Annotated in this window: 20 protein-coding genes; 5 read left to right on the top strand and 15 right to left on the bottom strand. The window is 61.7% G+C overall.

Annotated features, from left to right (window positions below; all coding sequences use genetic code 11):
- Window positions 1-17: 17 nt before the first annotated feature.
- Window positions 18-971: a peptidoglycan-binding domain-containing protein gene (locus AC244Q_RS05070; protein WP_075224832.1), complete on the bottom strand. Its 954-nt coding sequence runs from the start codon at window positions 969-971 to the stop codon at window positions 18-20.
- Complete coding sequence (locus tag AC244Q_RS05065) at window positions 943-2,523, bottom strand: sensor histidine kinase (RefSeq protein WP_204338266.1); 1,581 nt, start codon at window positions 2,521-2,523, stop codon at window positions 943-945. Before AC244Q_RS05065 ends, AC244Q_RS05070 begins: the two co-directional genes overlap by 29 nt.
- 412 nt (window positions 2,524-2,935) lie before the next feature.
- On the opposite strand from AC244Q_RS05065, the gene AC244Q_RS05060 reads away from it, so the two are divergent.
- The gene (locus AC244Q_RS05060; protein ID WP_012756656.1) at window positions 2,936-3,430 is read left to right on the top strand and encodes a DUF5330 domain-containing protein; all 495 of its coding nucleotides are present in this window, start codon (window positions 2,936-2,938) and stop codon (window positions 3,428-3,430) included.
- A gap of 247 nt (window positions 3,431-3,677) precedes the next feature.
- Window positions 3,678-4,100, top strand: coding sequence for a SufE family protein (locus tag AC244Q_RS05055; RefSeq protein WP_003557812.1), 423 nt, complete (start codon window positions 3,678-3,680; stop codon window positions 4,098-4,100).
- Between the two features lie 275 nt (window positions 4,101-4,375).
- Here AC244Q_RS05055 and AC244Q_RS05050 read toward each other — a convergent pair whose 3' ends face one another.
- From AC244Q_RS05050 to AC244Q_RS05010, 9 genes are all read right to left on the bottom strand, one after another.
- The gene (locus AC244Q_RS05050) at window positions 4,376-4,807 is read right to left on the bottom strand and encodes a Ros/MucR family transcriptional regulator (protein ID WP_003546634.1); all 432 of its coding nucleotides are present in this window, start codon (window positions 4,805-4,807) and stop codon (window positions 4,376-4,378) included.
- A 440-nt stretch (window positions 4,808-5,247) separates the two neighbouring features.
- A complete protein-coding gene (gene mnhG / locus AC244Q_RS05045) occupies window positions 5,248-5,580 on the bottom strand; it encodes a monovalent cation/H(+) antiporter subunit G (protein WP_012756654.1) in 333 nt (110 codons plus the stop codon).
- The gene (locus AC244Q_RS05040; protein ID WP_017993413.1) at window positions 5,577-5,930 is read right to left on the bottom strand and encodes a cation:proton antiporter; all 354 of its coding nucleotides are present in this window, start codon (window positions 5,928-5,930) and stop codon (window positions 5,577-5,579) included. The genes mnhG and AC244Q_RS05040 overlap by 4 nt, the downstream gene beginning before the upstream one ends.
- Window positions 5,927-6,400, bottom strand: a complete 474-nt coding sequence (locus AC244Q_RS05035) for a Na+/H+ antiporter subunit E (protein ID WP_012756652.1) — start codon at window positions 6,398-6,400, stop codon at window positions 5,927-5,929. Before AC244Q_RS05035 ends, AC244Q_RS05040 begins: the two co-directional genes overlap by 4 nt.
- The gene (locus AC244Q_RS05030; protein WP_128407973.1) at window positions 6,397-7,950 is read right to left on the bottom strand and encodes a Na+/H+ antiporter subunit D; all 1,554 of its coding nucleotides are present in this window, start codon (window positions 7,948-7,950) and stop codon (window positions 6,397-6,399) included. Before AC244Q_RS05030 ends, AC244Q_RS05035 begins: the two co-directional genes overlap by 4 nt.
- Window positions 7,951-8,014: 64 nt before the next feature.
- Window positions 8,015-8,392 carry a Na+/H+ antiporter subunit C gene (locus AC244Q_RS05025; protein ID WP_032994420.1) on the bottom strand — a complete coding sequence of 126 codons (378 nt, stop codon included), beginning with the start codon at window positions 8,390-8,392 and terminating at the stop codon, window positions 8,015-8,017.
- Entirely contained in the window at window positions 8,392-8,811 is a 420-nt protein-coding gene (locus tag AC244Q_RS05020) for a Na(+)/H(+) antiporter subunit B (protein WP_012756649.1), read from the bottom strand. Before AC244Q_RS05020 ends, AC244Q_RS05025 begins: the two co-directional genes overlap by 1 nt.
- Before the next feature lie 4 nt (window positions 8,812-8,815).
- Window positions 8,816-11,173: a putative monovalent cation/H+ antiporter subunit A gene (locus AC244Q_RS05015; RefSeq protein ID WP_128407974.1), complete on the bottom strand. Its 2,358-nt coding sequence runs from the start codon at window positions 11,171-11,173 to the stop codon at window positions 8,816-8,818.
- A 208-nt stretch (window positions 11,174-11,381) separates the two neighbouring features.
- Entirely contained in the window at window positions 11,382-11,597 is a 216-nt protein-coding gene (locus tag AC244Q_RS05010) for a hypothetical protein (protein WP_012756647.1), read from the bottom strand.
- A gap of 189 nt (window positions 11,598-11,786) precedes the next feature.
- On the opposite strand from AC244Q_RS05010, the gene msrB reads away from it, so the two are divergent.
- The gene (gene msrB, locus AC244Q_RS05005; RefSeq protein WP_128407975.1) at window positions 11,787-12,200 is read left to right on the top strand and encodes a peptide-methionine (R)-S-oxide reductase MsrB; all 414 of its coding nucleotides are present in this window, start codon (window positions 11,787-11,789) and stop codon (window positions 12,198-12,200) included.
- Window positions 12,201-12,460: 260 nt separating this feature from the next.
- On the opposite strand, the gene AC244Q_RS05000 is transcribed toward msrB, so the two are convergent.
- From AC244Q_RS05000 to AC244Q_RS04985, 4 genes are all read right to left on the bottom strand, one after another.
- Window positions 12,461-13,162: a pentapeptide repeat-containing protein gene (locus AC244Q_RS05000; RefSeq protein WP_041935486.1), complete on the bottom strand. Its 702-nt coding sequence runs from the start codon at window positions 13,160-13,162 to the stop codon at window positions 12,461-12,463.
- Window positions 13,163-13,393: 231 nt separating this feature from the next.
- A complete protein-coding gene (locus AC244Q_RS04995; RefSeq protein WP_012756644.1) occupies window positions 13,394-13,945 on the bottom strand; it encodes a GNAT family N-acetyltransferase in 552 nt (183 codons plus the stop codon).
- Between the two features lie 66 nt (window positions 13,946-14,011).
- The gene (gene trhA, locus AC244Q_RS04990; RefSeq protein ID WP_128407976.1) at window positions 14,012-14,680 is read right to left on the bottom strand and encodes a PAQR family membrane homeostasis protein TrhA; all 669 of its coding nucleotides are present in this window, start codon (window positions 14,678-14,680) and stop codon (window positions 14,012-14,014) included.
- A gap of 116 nt (window positions 14,681-14,796) precedes the next feature.
- The gene (locus tag AC244Q_RS04985; RefSeq protein WP_128407977.1) at window positions 14,797-15,216 is read right to left on the bottom strand and encodes a universal stress protein; all 420 of its coding nucleotides are present in this window, start codon (window positions 15,214-15,216) and stop codon (window positions 14,797-14,799) included.
- A gap of 188 nt (window positions 15,217-15,404) precedes the next feature.
- Here AC244Q_RS04985 and AC244Q_RS04980 point away from each other — a divergent pair, with 188 nt between their 5' ends.
- Together AC244Q_RS04980 and AC244Q_RS04975 are read left to right on the top strand one after the other, a co-directional pair.
- Entirely contained in the window at window positions 15,405-16,370 is a 966-nt protein-coding gene (locus AC244Q_RS04980; RefSeq protein ID WP_206641131.1) for a VOC family protein, read from the top strand.
- Between the two features lie 201 nt (window positions 16,371-16,571).
- On the top strand, window positions 16,572-17,738 hold the full coding sequence (locus AC244Q_RS04975) for an AI-2E family transporter (RefSeq protein ID WP_113547083.1): 1,167 nt from the start codon (window positions 16,572-16,574) through the stop codon (window positions 17,736-17,738).
- Window positions 17,739-17,740: the final 2 nt, after the last annotated feature.

The raw sequence follows: 17,740 nt of genomic DNA, 5'->3' as shown, positions 1-17,740 counted from the left end.
CTTTTGCTGGAATTGCTCTATATCGCGCCGATTTCCTTGAGTTTCTTCAGCACCGCCTGGTTCGGCTCGCCGTCTTCGGGCAGGTTGTAGTGCTTCTGAAAATGGCGGATGGCCGCGCGGGTCTGCTCACCGGCGACACCGTCGACGCCGACATTGGCATAGGCCATGTTGGAAAGACCCTTCTGGATCTTCAACACCAGGTCAACATTGGTGATTTCGCTTGATGGAACCTGCTTTGCCGCTGATGGAGCCGTTTTGACGGTCTTTTCGGCGCTGCGGATCGCGGCTGCCACCGGGTCTTCCGCCGCCGCCTTCGAGCTCACATCCTCGGGCGGCTTTTCGGCGGGCACGGTCGAAGGGCCAGCGGCATCGGTCTTCAGCGCCACTAGCACCTCCGGCGTCGGATCGCCGGTTTGGGTCATGCCGACGGTCTCCTCGAAGAAGAGAATGGCCGCGCTGGTGCGCGGGCCGATAATGCCGTCGGGTATGCCGCTATAGAGACCGCGGCGCACCAGCTGCTGCTGGATGTCCATGACGAGCTGGCTTGGCTGCTGGCCGGGTGCGGCAGGCGCCGGTGTCGCGTTGGTGGTGGCAGTATCCTGCGGCCGTTCGATCCGGAAGGTGGTGACATCGCCCTGTTGCTCCTCGGCCGGGCGGCGGGTGCCGAGCACGGTCGGAGACTGCGGATCGCGGGTGCGGAAGATCGGATGCGGATGCAGGCCCGGCTGATACCAGAGCGCATTGGCGGCGACGAAGGAGAAGATGACGGCGAAGGTGATCGCGCCGCCGGCGACCGACGGATTGCGGCCGATGACGCCGCCGAGCACGGATGCGCCCTGCAGGCCGACCCCGCCGAGCACGGAGGCGCCCTGCAGGCCGAGACCGCCGAGGGCGGCAGCGCCTGACATCAGAAGGCCCGGCTGCTGCCGTCCTCTTTTTCCCTTAGGCGATTTTCGCTTGCGCGCGGCCATCGAAACGCCCCTCTTTCAATTCTACACCGCTATTGACCGCGCCCTTCAGCCGCGGCGGAAACTCGACAGTCGCGCCATGACCGGCGTCTTCGGCGTGTTGGGCGCCCGAGCCGTCCGCTGCGATCTCGATAGTGATGATCGTGCCCTCGCCCGGCTGGCTGGCGATGGCGAAATACCCGCCATGCAGCGCCACCAGCCCCTTGACCAGGGAGAGACCGAGGCCGGAGCCTTCGAAGCGGCGGGTATAGTCGTTCTGGATCTGGACGAAGGGCTGGCCTAGCAATGCCAGCTTGTCGGCCGGGATGCCGATACCGGTATCGCTGACCGTCAGTTTGAGGATGCCGTCTCGGGCTGCCGCATCGACCGAGACGACGCCGCCGGCCTCGGTGAACTTTATGGCATTGCCGACGAGATTGATGAGGATCTGCTGGATGGCGCGCTGATCGGCGACGACCTCGCCGAGGTCGCGCTGGATACGGCTGGTTAGGGTGAGGCCCTTGGTCTTGGCTTGCAATGCCAGCATCGACTCGCAGGATTTGACGGAGCTTGATATATCGAAGGCTTCGAGGATCAGCTCGTAGCGGCCGGCTTCGATCTTGCTCATGTCGAGCATGGTGTTGACGACGGACAGCAGATGCGCGCCGGATTCGCGGACCAGGCCGACATATTCGCGCTGACGGTCGTTTTCGAACTTGCCGAAATATTCGCCGATCAGGATATCGGAAAAACCGAGAATGGCGTTCAGCGGCGTGCGCAGCTCATGGCTGACGGCGGCGAGGAAGCGCGACTTGGCGTCGTTTGCGGATTCGGCGTCCGCCGCACGGTTCTGGGCTTCGTCACGCAGTTGCTGCTCGACGGAGACATCGCGCAGCTGGGCAATGATGGCGGCAAGTTCGCCGTCGGCATCGCGCCGGGCCGTCATGTCCATTCTCAGATATGCAAACTGGCGCTGGTCGCGCGAGACCGAGGGCCGGTCGAGGCGCAGATCGACGCTCTGAGCATCCTCGCCCCGGCGCAGGCCATCGAGCGCCTGCAGGAAAAGGATGCGGTCGGAGACATGCACCTGCTCGAGGAAGCCCCTGCCCTTGGGATCACGCATCCAGCCGAGGAAGTCGCGCCGGTCGCGACCGCCGATGGTCGCCACACTGCCGTGCGGGTCGAGGAAAAAGACGAGGCCCGGGGTGGCGGCAAGGAAGAAATCCTCGGCCGACTGCGTGGCGATACCGGCTGCCGAGCCCTGACGGGCGAGCGCGATGCTGCCGACGGCGGAAAAAAGAAAGGCGGCGCAGACCATGGCGACACCTGCCGGCAGCGCGACGGCAGGACTGGTGACTGCCGAAAGGCCGATGGGAGCGGCAACGAGAGCGGCCGACGAGAGCAGCACGAGGCGGCGCAGGATCGCGAGCTCGCGTTGGCGCACGGCTTCACCGCCGCCCGTCCGGGAGAGCCAGCTTGTCGCTGCCCGGTCTACGAGGGCCGTCATCCAGCCGCCAATGTTACTCAATACACGCACGCAATACCCGCCCGAAAGGCTGTCGATCGATCCGGACAATAGGCCTTGGCGACTTAAAGAAAGGATAAGGCAAAAGCGCTGTTCACAGCCTGAAACGGCTGAAATTCTCGTTTTGAAGCATCTGGAAGGCTCTTTGCCTTTTGTGGTTAATAGGGGGTAAGCGACGGATTTTCCTCATATTTCAGCATTGCGTTAACTCCTGTGGCAAGGCGAGCCGGCAAAAGTCCTGCAATTGCAAGCAGGTGCTGCCCTGATGCTTAACGGCGATCGCTCGCATTCGACTAAAATGCGGCTCAAATGCCGTTCGCTAAAATTTGAACTAAATTTGCCGCAAATGCGCGTGAGTTTCGAAAAGCGGCATTCGCAACTTGGCGGTAGGGTGAAAACACACCGGACAACCGGCCTGATTCGGCAACAAGAACCGGACGGGGAAACAGGATGGGCGACGACAATGTGGTTTCTGATCAAAGGATCCTTCTGGTTTGGCCTTGTGCTCGTGCTTCTTTCCGTCTTCAGCACGGAGAGTTCCGACAAGTTGGCCAGCGGCCCGCAATTGCAGCTTTCCGACGCGTTCACGGCGGCAAGCGGCGCCTACGACTATTTGACCGGCATGTGCTCGGAGAAGCCCGAAGTCTGCGCCAAGGGTACCGAGACCCTCACCGCACTCGGCTACCGGGCCCGTGAAGGCGCCCGCGTTGCCTATGAACTTCTCGACAGCCAGTTCAAGGATGAGACGCCGGCAACCGCAAAGCTTGCCGACCCGCAGGTGCCAGTGGCGCTCAACATGCCTTCCCTCACCACGCCTGCCATCCAGGAAAAGGTGCGCGAGGCCAAGGCAGCGCTCAACCAGCCGATGCCTTACCGTCCGCCGGTCGAAGATGACGCCTCCTCTGAGACGGTGGTGACCGGCGCTATTCCGCTGCCGACGCCGAAGCCGGCGACCTGACCCTCAACCAGCTTGCATCGGTGGTCCGCATGACGCGGAGATGCCCCATGCCTGACGTGCCTGCCCTGTTTAATTCAGCATGTTGCTGCGCCGTGAGGATGCCCATCCCTCACGGCGTTTCTTTTTAACGGTTCAAATCTGCCGGTCTTTCACCTATATGCACTCTTAGAGCATTTCCTGACGCATTCCGGACGCAAGACCGCTGCGCACTTTTGCTGGAACTGCTTTAATAGTGAAAGGCTTCTCCATGGCATCCCTCGACCAGATCATCGACGACTTCGCTTTCCTGGACGATTGGGAAGATCGCTACCGCTATGTCATCGAACTCGGCAAGGCGCTGCCTGATTTGGCCGAGGAGAAGCGCACCTCGGAGAACAAGGTGATGGGTTGCGCCAGCCAGGTCTGGCTGGTGACTCATACGGCAGGCGATCCCGACAATCCGGTCATGAGCTTCGAGGGTGATTCCGACGCCCATATCGTGCGCGGCCTCGTCGCCATCGTGCTTGCCACCTATTCCGGCAAGACGGCATCGGAGATCGCCGGGCTCGATGCCTTCGAGATATTCTCGAAGATCGGCCTGGTGGAGAACCTGTCATCGCAGCGTTCGAACGGACTGCGCTCGATGGTGAACAGGATCCGCGAAGAGGCAAGAGTCCGCGCTGCGGCTTGACCGCGATCGTGGCTGGCCGGCTTTCAGAGCCATAAGGCGAGCAAGCGGGTCAGTGCCGGCTCTGCAATCGAGTATATTAACACTTGCTCATAGTATAGGAATACATTCAAAGCCTGTCGGCAAAGCATAAGACGGGATCTCTTACGCAGTCGTGGCGTCCGGCCGAATCAGACGCAACGCTTCAAATACCGGAAAATGTATTTCTTCCCCTTGCGAAGGCACAAAAAAGCCGGGCACAAGACCCGGCTTTTTGTCGTTGATGCTTTCGAAAAAGCTCAGCCGCGGCCGCGCTTGCGGCGCTGCCCGAGGCCCATTTCCTTTGCCAGGCGCGAACGCGCTTCGGCATAAGCGGGCGCTACCATCGGGTAATCGGTCGGCAGGTCCCACTTCTCGCGGTATTCTTCCGGCGAGAGGCTGTGATGCGTCATCAGGTGACGCTTGAGGGACTTGAAATTGCCGCCGCATTCCAAACACGTGATCTGCTCGTCCTGTACGGACTTGCGGACAGAAACTGCAGGCTTCTGCTTTTCGACGATCGCCGCAGCAGGCTGCGGTACGGACGTGTTGCTCAGTGCCGAATGCACGTCGGAAATCAGATTGGCCAGGTCGCTGACCGGTACAACATGGTTGCTGACATAAGCTGCGACGATGTCGGCTGTCAGTTCCACAAGCAGCTCCGGCGCACTGCCGGTCGCTATATCCGTCATATTCTTTCTCCTGTTAGCATGCTCAAACGGTCTTTGACTGACACGCCAAAGACCCGCCTCGTAGAAGCGAACAGCAAAAGCACAGGAAGCGACCTTCTGTTTCGAAAAACGCGAAATCCACCCCTAGATTCCGAAGAGCCTGACCTGTTCTTATACTGCCTGACTGGAAACCACTACGTCATGCTCCAGGCGATGGCCCCAGTTTAGACATTAAAAATCAAAACTGAGGGACTTGGAAGCAGTACGATTGCAATTCACAATCAGAACTCTACTTGCATTTTCAAATACCATCGTTTGGTCGAAAGGCCAATTATTATTTGTCGTTTTTCTTGAGAAAAAATGACAGATGAAGAATTGAGGGGCTCTTCGGCAAGCTTTACTCACAGCTTCCTGTGCATAAGTTTTGCATAAATCTGGTAAAGTCGCCGAACAGCATAGCCTCAACGATCCCTGATATCGTCACGGACCGAGAGTGCACCGAGATCATATCCCGAACGATGGGCAACTCTGGCAAGCAGATGGGCCGCCACCGGTGCCGTCAGCAGGAAGAAGACGAAACCGGCAATGGCGCGGGCGAGAATCGCCGGGTCCTGCGAATAAAGGCCGGCGGCAAGGAGCAACAGGCCGGAGCCGACAGTCCCCGCCTTCGAGGCCGAATGCATGCGCGTATAGAGATCAGGCAGCCGGACCAGGCCGATCGCTGCCGCAAGCGTAAAGAGCGAACCAACGATCAAAAGCAAGGCGGTGACGGCAGCCACGATATAATCGATCATCGCTTCTTCCCCCCTGCCCGGCGTTTTTGCGTGTTGCCATTTGCCGCAGATGCGGACGGCTTCGATTTGATATTGCCGCGCGACAGCACGAATCGGGCGAAGGCGACGGTCGCCAGGAAACCGACGAGGCCGAGCGAGATGGCAATATCGATATAGAGCGAAAATCCGGTCTTGACCGCAATGACGGCGATGAAACCGATGGCGATGCCGGTCAGCATGTCGAGGGCGAGGATCCGGTCCGGCAATGTCGGGCCGGCAACGACGCGCCAGACGGTGAGGATCAGCGCCAGGCCGAGGATGACGAGTGCGGCCGAGGATGCGGCTGCGACGATGGCGGCAGGTGTGATCACCGGAAGGCCTCCATGATCTTGCGTTCGAAACCGTTGGCGATATCACGCCTGGTCGCCTCCGGATCGGAACAATCGAGCGCGTGCACATAGAGCGTGCGGCGATCTGTGGAGACGTCGACCGAAAGCGTGCCTGGAGTCAGCGTGATGAGGTTTGCCAGCAAAGTGATCTCGAAATCGCTCGTCACCGTCAAAGGGTAGGCGAAGATGCCGGGTTTCAGCTTCATATCGGGCGAGAGCACGGTGACCGTGACCTTCCAGGCCGACAGCGACAACTCCTTGAGGAACAGAGCGGCGAGCGAGAATACCGGGAGGACGCGGGGGATGCGTCCCTTGCCGCCGAAGGATTCGCGGATGATGACCAGCGCCAGGGCCCCGAGCAGGACGCCGAGGACGAGATTGTGCAGCGAGGCGCTGCCGGTAACAGTGACCCAGGCAGTAGCAAGCAGCAGGTTGAAGAGGAAGAAGATCACGGCGCACGCCCTTCCGGGAAGACCGAATGAAGATAGGCGTGGGGATCGGCCAAGCCGGCGGCGGCCGATTGCGACAGCGCCAGCAACTGTTCCGGCAAGATGCCGAAGCCGATGACCAGCGCGGTCAGCGCGGCGAGCGGCAGGCCCGTGCGCCACCTCGGTCCGGACGGCGCCAGTGCTATCGCCGCCGGGCGCCAATAGGCGAGCAGAAAGAGACGACCGAAGGCGATCGTCGTCAGAAAACCGCCGACGAGGATCGAGGCCGCCAGCCACCAGGCGCCGAGATCGAGCGAGGCCTTGACGAGAATGACCTTCGGCCAGAAGCCGGAAAAGGGCGGCAGGCCACAGGCGGCCAGGAAGAGCACGAGGGAGAGTGCGGTGAAACCGCCGCTTTGCCGGTAGAGCCCGCCGAGGGCCGACAGCGAAAAGCCGCCGCCGCGCCGGGCGATCTCGCCGGCGGCAAGATAAAGTGCGGTCATCAGCACCATCGAATGGAGCGCATAGAAGACAGCGCCGCTGATGCCGCCAAGGCCGCCGAGGGCGACGCCGGCCAGCATGTTTCCGATGCCCGATATGACGACATAGCCGAACAGCCTGCGGATATCGTTTTCGGCAAGCGCGCCGAGAGCGCCGACGACAATGGTCGCGGCGGCGGCGAGCGCGATCACCGGGCTCAATTCCTGGCGCTCCACCGGCAACAGCATGACCATCACCCGGATCAGCGCGTAGATGCCGACCTTGGTGAGCAGGCCGGCAAACAGTGCGGAGACCACGATACGCGGCGTATGATAGGCGGCGGGCAGCCAGAAATTGACCGGGAAGGCCGCCGCCTTCATGCCAAAGGCGAGCAGGAAGAGGCTTGCCAGCGTCATCAGCGGCGCCGTGCCGCGCAAATCACCAGCTTTTGCAGCGATATCGGCCATGTTGAGGGTGCCGAAGGCGGCATAGAGAATGCCGACGCCGACCAGGAACAGGGTCGTGGCGATCAGATTGAGCACCGCATATTTCAGCGCGCCGTCGATCTGCTCACGTTCGGAACCAAGGATGATCAGCCCGAAGGAGGAGATAAGCAGCACCTCGAACCAGACATAGAGATTGAAGATATCGCCGGTGAGAAAGGCGCCGGTGACGCCGGCCATCAGCAGCATCAGCAGCGGGAAGAAACCATATCGCCGGCCGCTTTCGCCGATATCGGCCAGCGCATAGATGCCGCCGGCGAGTGCGGCAAGGGCCGCGGTAAAAGCCATCAGCGCACCGAAGAGATCGACAGTGAAGGCGATGCCGAAGGGCGGCAGCCAGCGGCCCATGACCATGGTCAGCGGCCCGTCGGCCGCGACCTTGGCGAGCAGCGCCGCATCGATCAGCGCCAGCGCCGCAAGACCAGGGATGGCAAGCCAGGCCTGCAGGCGGGGATAGGCGCGCAGCATCAGCAGGACGGCGCCGAGCGTGATGCAATGGGCGACCGGCAGGATGGCAAGCCAGTGACCGATCGGCACTGGGGCGGTGATCAGGGCGGCGGAGAGATCGACGGTGGAGGTGGCGGCGGCCATCAGATGGCGCCTCCGCTATCGCACGAGAGGGTTTGCCGTGTAGTGAGCATCCGCACCAACATCCTCAATACCCCAATGGCGGCAGCGGCCGGTCGTCGGGCTCGGCGGCGCGCATGTCGCTGGTGTTGTCGGTGCCGAGGTCCTGATAGGCGCGGTAGGTCAGCACCAGCAGGAAGGCAAGGAAGGAAAAGGAGATGACGATCGCCGTCAGGATGAGGGCCTGCGGCAGCGGGTTGGCCGTGCCTGCGGGCAAGCTGTCGAGACCCGCCGGGATGATCGGCGGCACCTCGCGCGTCAGCCGGCCACCGGTAAAGAGCAGCAGGTTGACGGCGTTGCCGAGGATGGCGATGCCGAGCATGATGCGGATCGAGAATTTCGACAGCATCAGATAGATGGCGGCGGCGAAGAACAGACCGACGAGGATCGCCAGAAGCGGCTCCATCATTCCACCTCCTTTTCTTCCAATGCCAATGCGATCGACGTGATGGCGCCGAGCACGACAAGATAGACGCCGATATCGAAGAGCATGACGCTCGACAGCGGCACCTCGGCGCCGAAAAGCGTCGGATAGATCCACAGGCCGGTCATGAAGGGAACGGCAAACAGGATGGAGAGAAGACCGGCTGCGGTGGACAGGAACAGGCCGAAGCCGGCGATCGACAGCGGATGGAAAAACAGCGCCCGGCGAACGGCGCCGACGCCGCGGGCAATGCCGTAGATCGCCAGTCCCGAGGCAGCGATCAGCCCGCCGATGAAGCCGCCGCCCGGCTCGTTATGGCCGCGCAGCAGCACGAAGACGGAAAACAGCAGCATCAGTGCGGTGAGGAACGGGGCGACGGTGCGGAAGATGAGGGTGTTCACGCGCTCAGCCCTCCGTCGCGGGATCATTGGCGGCAAGCTTGCGCTCGCTGCCGGCGCGAATGCGGATAAGCGCCAGGATGGCAAGGCCGGTGACCGCAACGACGGCGATTTCGCCGAGCGTGTCGGTGCCGCGGAAATCGACGATGATGACGTTGACGACATTGGCGCCATGGGCGATCGATTTGGAATAGGCGTTGAAGAATTCCGTCAGCGCATCGTTGAACGGCGCCTGCGTCGCCCGCATCAGCAGAAGCGTGAAACCGAGGCCGCAGGCAAGCGCCAGCACGCCGTCGAAGAGCTTGCGGCCGAGCGGCCGCCGATCGGCGGGCGAGAGACGGAGCCTGGTCATGACCAGGGCAAGGATCACCACCGAAAGGGTTTCGACCATGAACTGGGTGAAAGACAGATCCGGCGCGCCGAAGAGCAGGAAGATGATGGCGACGGCGAAACCCTGGATGCCGAGCGAGACGATCGCCGTCAGCCGATCGCGGGCGACGAGCACGGCGGCAAGGCCGAAGCCGGCGATCAGGAAGACCGCCCATTCATAGAGCCTGACATCGGCCGGCCAGGCCGGCAGACGCGGCAGTTCGCCATAGACGACGAGCGGGATGATGAGGATGGCGGCGACGCAGAGGAAGGTGCAGGTGACATAGATCTCCAGCCGCCCCGGCTGCAGCACACGCATAACGCGGCCGGAAAAGCGGACAAGGCCCGATAGTGCAACATCAAAGCCATGGTCCGGCCCAGGCCCGGCTGCGCGCAGGAAAACGGCCATCAGAAAACGCGCGCGCGCGAGCTGCCAGTAGACGCCGATGCCGAGCAGCACGGTCAGGGCGGAGAGCGCCAAGGGCAGGCCGATATGCGGCGTCAGCGAAATGTCGATTTCGACGGGTGTCTGGCGGATGGCAGATGCGATCGGCGACGACAGGACGATATGGGTGAAGGTCGAAAAGATCGCCGCGAGCAGGCCGAGGATGGCGAGAACGGCCGGGCCGAGCCAAAGCAGGACGGGCGCTTCGTGCGGCGGTTTCGGCGTCTCCACCGGTTGGCCGAGGAAGGGTTTCAGCGCCACGGCGAAGGCGACGGCGAAAATCAGCGCATTGCCGAAGACGGTTATGGCGGTAAAGGTGAGTGCGCGGACATCACCGCCGACGAGTGCCGTATAGATCTCCTCCTTGGCCAGGAAGCCGAAGAAGGGCGGCAGGCCGGCCATCGAAAAGGCCGCCGCAAGTGCAATCATCCAGGTGAGCGGCATCGCCCGCATCAGGCCGCTGAGCCTGGTGATATCGCGCGTGCCGGTCTCATGATCGATGATGCCGGCGACCATGAAGAGCGCGCCCTTGAAGAGGGAATGCGCCACCAGATAGAGCGCCGCCGCCTCCACCGCATGGTCCGAGCCGAAGCCGATCAGCATGACGAGCAGGCCGAGCGAAGAGACGGTGGTATAGGCGAGCTTGAGCTTCAAGTCGGTCTGGCGGATGGCGAGCGCGGTGCCGACGACCAGCGTCAGCCCGCCGAAGAAGGGCAGAAGGATTTCCCAGGCAGGCGTTGCCCCCATGACGGGATTGAGCCGCATCAGCAGATAGACGCCTGCCTTCACCATGGTGGCCGAATGCAGATAGGCGGAAACCGGCGTCGGCGCCTCCATGGCGTTCGGCAGCCAGAAATGAAAGGGAAACTGGGCCGATTTGGTGAAGGCACCGCCCAAGACCAGGATGAGGGCAGCGAGATAGAGCGGGCTTTCGCGCACGACATCGCCCGCTCCGATGAGTCGCGACATCTCAGTGACGCCCGAGATGTTCCAGAGCAGCAGCAGGCCGGCCAACAGGCAGAGCCCTCCCCCGCCGGTCACAACAAGCGCCTGCAGGGCGGCGCGGCGAGCCGCCTCACGCTCGTGGTCGAAGCCGATCAGCAGGAAGGACGTGATCGACGTCAATTCCCAAAAGACGAAGAGCATCAGGAAACTGTCGGAAACGACGACGCCGAGCATCGCGCCCATGAAGAGGAAGATGAAGGAGAAGAAGCGGCCCTGATCCTTGTGTCCTTTGAGGTAGCCGCCGGCATAAAGCACGATCAGGGTGCCGATGCCGGTGATCAGCAGCGCGAAAGTCAGCGACAGGCCATCGAGAAACCAGGAAAAAGAGAGATGAAAGCTCGGCACCCAGGAATAACCGCCGGCGACGACCTCGCCGCGCGCGATCTTGGGAATGAAACGCAGGAAATGCAGGAAGGCGAGCAAGGGAGCGACCGCCAGGAGCCAGGCACCGTTTGCGCCGAAGATGCGGATGACGAAGGGGGCGGCAAGAGCGCCGACGAGCGGCAGACACATGGCCAGAAATGTCAGAGCCGTGACATCGGCCATGTCCCCTCCTCTACTGCATAATTCAAAATGTTACAGTCCTTTGCACGTCCGACAAGGCGCGCGGCGCTGTAAAGGCAAAAGTCTGTTGCAAGAGCAACAGACGGAAAAACCGGAGAAAACCAGCCTGTCCTCTGGCTTAGGCGAAACGGGGGAGCGTCTCAAGTGATTTCGGCCGCGAGCCGCACTGCATGGTGATGTTCAAAGCCGATCAGGCCGTCGATCTGGAAAGACGCGTCAGCAGCCGGGCGATGCAACCGTGGAGGATGAAGACCACAAGCGTCAGCGGCCAGAGCAGGCAGGCGAAGAGCCCGGCGAGACGATGAAGCGTCACGCCGTCATGGTTGGCCCAGCCTTCCAACAGTGTGACCGCCATGGCTGCCACGGCCACGAGGCCGTAGAGCAGGACGATTGCTGTTTCAAACACCAGTGATTCTCCAATGCACGCAACATTAACCCTAACAGAAAACCCCTAACGGATGTAAAAGCAAGCCTCTTCCCCCAATTGGGTATGCGGCCAATCTCATGGCGCGCCGGCGGGAGACTTGATGAACTGAACGCGGCGCACCACATTTCTCGCGAAACGGAACCCGCCCCTCGGCGAAAGGAGCACCTCATGTCCGAAACTGCGACCACCGCCAAGATCCACAAGACCGACGCCGACTGGAAAGAGCAGCTCACTCCCGAGCAGTACCGCATCACGCGCCAGCACGGCACCGAACGCGCCTTCACCGGCCCTTATTGGGATTCGTTCGAGACGGGGCTTTACCGCTGCGTCGGCTGCAACGCGCCGCTTTTCCGCTCCGACACGAAATTCGATGCCGGCTGCGGCTGGCCGAGCTATTTCGAAGCAGTGTCGCCCGAATCGGTGACGGAGCATCGCGACACGGCCTTTGGCATGGTGCGCACAGAGATCCGCTGCGGCAGCTGCGAAGCCCATCTCGGCCACGTCTTTCCCGATGGCCCGCCGCCGACCGGCCTGCGCTACTGCATCAACGGCCACTCCATGGTGTTCGAGCCTGGGAAGTAGGCAACCGGTCCCGGCAAGGGGTTCATTCGGATGCGATTAGCCGAGACGAGCCCCTCATCCGCCTGCCGGCACCTCTCCCCGTAAACGGGGCGAAGGAGGATAGTCGCAACCTCTTGGTTCCTCGCTCACCTCTCGCAGGGCACGTCCCCTCACCCCGTTTACGGGTCGAGACGAGTGGCTCGACCCCGGTAAGGTGAGGATGAGGGGCAATCATCAACACGAAAAGACGCAGGCACATACGGCTGGCGAACCATGTCCGACTATTCGTGCTCGGCTGGACAGGGCCAGGTCGTCGGTGCGGAGAGGCCGGCCGGCAGCTTGGTCGAGGTATCGCCGCAGGCAAGGTCGATTTGGGTCTGTTCGAGCCCGGTTGCGGCCGAGAGGTCAAGGCCTTCGATGTGGGTCAGGAACATGAAGGCGCGATCGAACATCGGCGTGGTTTCGAAGGTGGCGCCGGAGAGATCGGCACGGGAGAGATTGGCGAACGAGAATTTCGCCCCCGTCAGCACCGCCTTGTCGAAATCGGCGCGGCCGAGCTCCGCCTTTTCGAAGCTCGCGCCGGCGAGCCGGGCGCCGGCGAAATTGGCGCGCTGCAGCTCGGCGCCGGCAAAGGAAGCGCCATCGGCGGCGATATTGGCGAAGCTGGAGCGATAGGCCTCGATCTTGGCGAAGTTGGCGCCTTCGGCATGGGCGCCCTCCAGCGAGGCGCGCACCAGCGTCGCCTTCTCCAGATTGGCGGATTTGAAGTTGGCGCCAGCAAGATCGGTCAGCGAGAAATCGGTGCCGACAAGATTGGCGCCTTCGAGATCACTGCCCTGCAACATCAGGTTCTTCTTGGTGCATTCCTGCCAGTCGAGCTTCGGCGAGGCCAGGCTGCCGCAATCGGCGGCCCGTGCGGCAACCGGCGCAAATGCCAGAAGGACGAGGGCAAGGAGACCGAGCGACGATCCGTGCTTTGCCATTGAACTATTCACCCCCATGACGCCTACAATATGCTTTCAGGCCGCCTTCCGCGAAGCAGACTGCTTCCACATTCTTACACAGCTCAGACTACAATAAAAAGATGGCGCGCGCCGTTCACAATGGCTTTGGCTGATGAGTTTGGGGCTTTGCCTGATGAGTTTGGCGCTTTGCCTGATCAATCTGGGGCTTTGCCGGGCAGGCAGGTCAATCCGCCTTGCCGGCCAGGTGGATCAATCCACCTTGCCGGGCAGGCGAAGTTCCATGCAGGTGAGGTCCAGCCAGCGGCCGAACTTGGTGCCGACCTCGGAAAACCTGCCGGCGATGCGGAAGCCGAGCTTTTCGTGCAGCCTGATCGAGGCGGTGTTCTCAGCCTCGATGCCGGCAATCATCACATGGATATTGCCGGCGGCAGCACGCACGATCAGCTCCCGCATCAGCCGCTCGCCGATGCCGCCACCGCGGCAATCCTTGTCGACATAGACGGAATGCTCGACCGTGTGGCGGTAGCCGTCGAAGGCGCGCCAATCACCATAGGAGGCGTAGCCTGCGACCTTGCCCGACATTTCGGCGACGATGACCGGAAAGCCGCGTGCCTTGCGCGCCTTGAACCATTCCAGCCGATTTTCGAGATCGACCAGCGTGTCGTTCCAGATTGCCGTCGTGTGCTCGACGGCGTGATTGTAGATATCGCGGATGGCGGAAAGATCGGCTTCGGTGGCGTCGCGGAGGAGGACAGCGTCTGTCATGATGCTCGGGTTCATATTGTTTGCGAAGGCGGGCATACGCCCCGCCTCGAGAGATGTAAACGGCGGACGCAAAACAGGAACGGCTTCGGGCACATCAGTCGTTCAGAGGCCTGGTGGCGACAGGCTGAAACAGGTGAAGACGGCCGAATAATGCACGGCCGCCGCGGTGACGACGAAGCCGTGCCAGATGGCGTTCTGGAAGCGCAGCTTCTCCCAGACATGGAAGATGACGCCGAGTGAATAGATGACACCGCCGATGACGATCAGCAGCATCGAGGCGGCGGGAATGCGCGAGGCGACGGGCTCGGCCACCAGCACGCCGCTCCAGCCCATGGCGAGATAAAGCAGTATGGCAAGACGGTCGTAACGCCCGGGAAAGACGCATTTCAAGAAAATGCCGACGGCGGCGAACAACCAGATGGCGACCAACATGAACAAGAGCAGCGGATCGTCGGCGCCGCGTTCGAGGAAGGGCGTGTAGGTGGCGGCGATCAAGAGGAAGATCGCCGAATGATCGAAACGGCGCAGATACCATTTCGTGCGCGAGACCGGCCAGGCGTTATAGGAAAAGGAAATGGCAAGCGTCAGCACCAGCCCGACGCCATAGATCCAGGCGGCGGCGAGCGCGCCGTAGGAGCTCCAGACCGTGGCGTAGAAAATCAGCACGGTGGCCCCGATCAGCGCCAGCACGAGACCGACACCGTGGACAATGCCGTCGGCGATCAATTCGTATCTATCATAAGCCCAGCGAATGCCGTTGAACTCGCCCATGCACGCCAATCCGTTTCATACCCCGATTGCAATCGTCGCATCGAACGGACGGAGGTGCAACTGCGGCAAAGCGCACGGGCGGTAAATCTTCGTGACAGACCGCAGTGGCGCAAAAATCAAACCTTCTGCCGGTCGACCAGCACCGAGCATTTGGCATGGCGCACGACCCGATCGGCGGTGGCGCCGATGAAGTAGTTGGAAAAGTCCGGAACGTGCGAGGCGACGATAATCAGGTCAGCGCCGTGGCTTTCGGCGGCCGAAATGATCGCTTTGGCCGGCGGGCCGTTGCGGATCTCGATGGTTGCCGTGACGCCGGCTGCGGCGATCAGTGCTTCCAGCTTGTCGCGGCCATCCTTCATGGCGTCCTCGACCATATTGGCCGGCAGTTCGATCGCGACATAACTCGGCACATCCTCGACAACATTGAGCGCGATGATCTCGCCGCCTTCGTCGAGCAAGGACGCGGCCTTGCGGAGGATTTTTTCTCCCTTGTCGATGCCGCCGAGCGCGATCGCTACGATGATCTTTCTGTACATGGCTTCCCTCCATGACTGCGATGCATAAGCTTTCTCTAAAGAAGATATGAACGCATTGATCGCGATCAAGTGGGCGCAAGTCATCGTCAACGCCTGCTCAACGCTTCATCCTCAAAAACAGATCTTCTGTGAACAATCGGGATGCGCCATATAGAGATCAAGTACGGCAACCGAGGGGACCTCAGAGAATGAACCGGCGAAACTTCCTCGGGCTTGCTGCAGGCGGCACATTTGCCGCCACCGCCGGTACGCCTTCTATCTCAAGGGCCAATTCAGAGGCAGGAGACCAATCCATGACGACCGAAACTTCCTATGCGCTGACGCGACCCGCCTATATCGACCAGTCGCATCTGGTTGTGACCGACCTCGGTCTGGTTTCCGGCTTCTACCAATCGATGCTCGGCCTGAAGGTGATCGAGAAGACGGCGAGCGGCGAAGTGCTGGGTGTCGGCGACCTGCCTTTGCTGACGCTGACCACCGCAAAGAATGCCATGATCGCGCCGCGCAATGCCGCAGGCCTTTTCCACACCGCCTTCCTGATGCCGGACCGGACGGAGCTCGCACGCTGGCTGCGCCACGCGGCACGGAATAACGTCACGCTCGACGGCGCCTCGGACCATCTGGTCAGCGAAGCGATCTATCTTTCCGATCCGGAAGGCAACGGCATCGAGATCTATGCCGACCGCCCGCACGAACAATGGAAATTCCATGAGGACGGCATGGTGGAGATGGCGACGCTTCGCCTCGACCTGCAGGCGCTCTACAACAGCGCGCCTGATGAGCGCTGGGACGGCATGGCTGCGGGGACGGCGATCGGCCACCTGCATCTGCAGGTCGGCGACATCCCGCAGGCCGACGCCTTTTACCGCGACGTCCTCGGCCTCAAGCTGATGGCGCGCTATCCGGGCGCGAGCTTCTTTGCAAGCGGCGGCTACCACCACCATCTCGGCGCCAATATCTGGAACAGCCGAGGCGCCACGGCACGCGCCGGCAACATGACCGGGCTTTCGGACTACAAGTTCCGTTTCAACGACAAGGCGACGCTGGATGCGGCGGTCTCCAAGCTCGACGCACTGGAGATCAAGAGCGAGAAGCGCGACGGCGGCGTGTTTCTGAAAGATCCCTGGGGTATCGGCCTGACGCTTTCGGCGTAACTCCAGTAACTACGGATCAGCCTTATCGGTTGAAGGAATAAGGGCGGGAATCGGCCTGCTTCGGTTGCATGCCAGACGGCAACGGGCGTCAATGCCGTGCGCCTTCACATGCACCGCGCCACATTGTCACACCCTTGAGGAACCGGAACCGCATCGGCGCGTTTCCGTGAGGAAGCAATGGGGCTTCGGGGACCTCACCGCATGGGCATCGCCAATGGCATCCGCAAACAAGCAAAGAAGATCGCCATCGGCGAACGCCACACCAGCGCCTGGGCACAGTCGCTGAAGGAGGCGGCCGAAGAGCTGCCGCCACCACCGCTGCACCGGCTGGAAAAGGACGGGCTCGATGTCAGCATGGCCTGGGCGATCATCGGCATGTTCGGCATTCTCTTCCTTGCCGCTGTCTATCTGATGTCGCTGATCCTCATTCCGATCACACTTGCCGTCGTCGTCGGCATGATCCTCGGTATGGCGGCAGAGAAGCTCAGCAGGATGGGGGTGCCACGGCTTGCCAACGCCTTCATCCTGTCAAGCAGCGTTGCGCTGGTGATCTTCCTGTTGATCAACTCGCTTGCCGACCCGCTAATGACGCTAGCCAATGAAGGCCCCGCCTTCGCCGAGCGAACCATCAACCGCGTCATGCCTTATCTGGAGCGCATCAGATGGCTGCATATCACGCCGGCGACATTCGAAAGCGGGTCGATGTCGATCGGTGCGCTGCTCGAAAACACCGGCAATGTGCTGCATGTCGTGACCACCAGCCTGACGCCCGCCCTGGTGCAGGGATTGATTTTCTTTGCGGCGCTGCTGTTCTTCCTCGCTGGTCGGGTCAACCTGCGCAAGACGATCATCATGACCTTCCGCACCCGCACGCAACGCCTGGCCGCCATCCGTGTCATCAACGCCGTCGAGCAGGTGCTCGGCTTCTATTTCGCCACGGCCTCGCTGATCTATGTCGGGCTCGGCGTGGTCATGACTGTCATCGCCTATGCCGGCGGGCTGTCGGCCCCGGTGCTCTGGGGCTTCTTCGCCTTCCTGTCGAGCTTCATCCCCTATCTCGGCATCACACTGATGACGCTTGCCGTCGCGGTCGCCGGCATCCTGACCCATGATGGCCTCCTTATCGGCCTGATGCCGGCCGCTGCCTTCTTCACCGTGCATCTGCTCATGGAGAACCTGATCTTCCCCGCAGTGATGGGACGGCGGCTGGAAATCAATCCCTTCGTCGTCTTCCTCGCCATCCTGTTCTGGACATGGATGTGGGGCGCCGTCGGCGCCATGCTCGCGCTGCCGCTCTCGCTGATCGTCATGACTGTCATCGACGAACTGCTGATCGAGGAAAAGCCGCAGCCGCAGTTGCCGAAATGATC

Source organism: Rhizobium sp. CB2179 (assembly GCF_057653455.1).
Note: the sequence above shows the minus strand (reverse complement) of the source record. Positions and strands in the feature narration are given on the sequence as shown.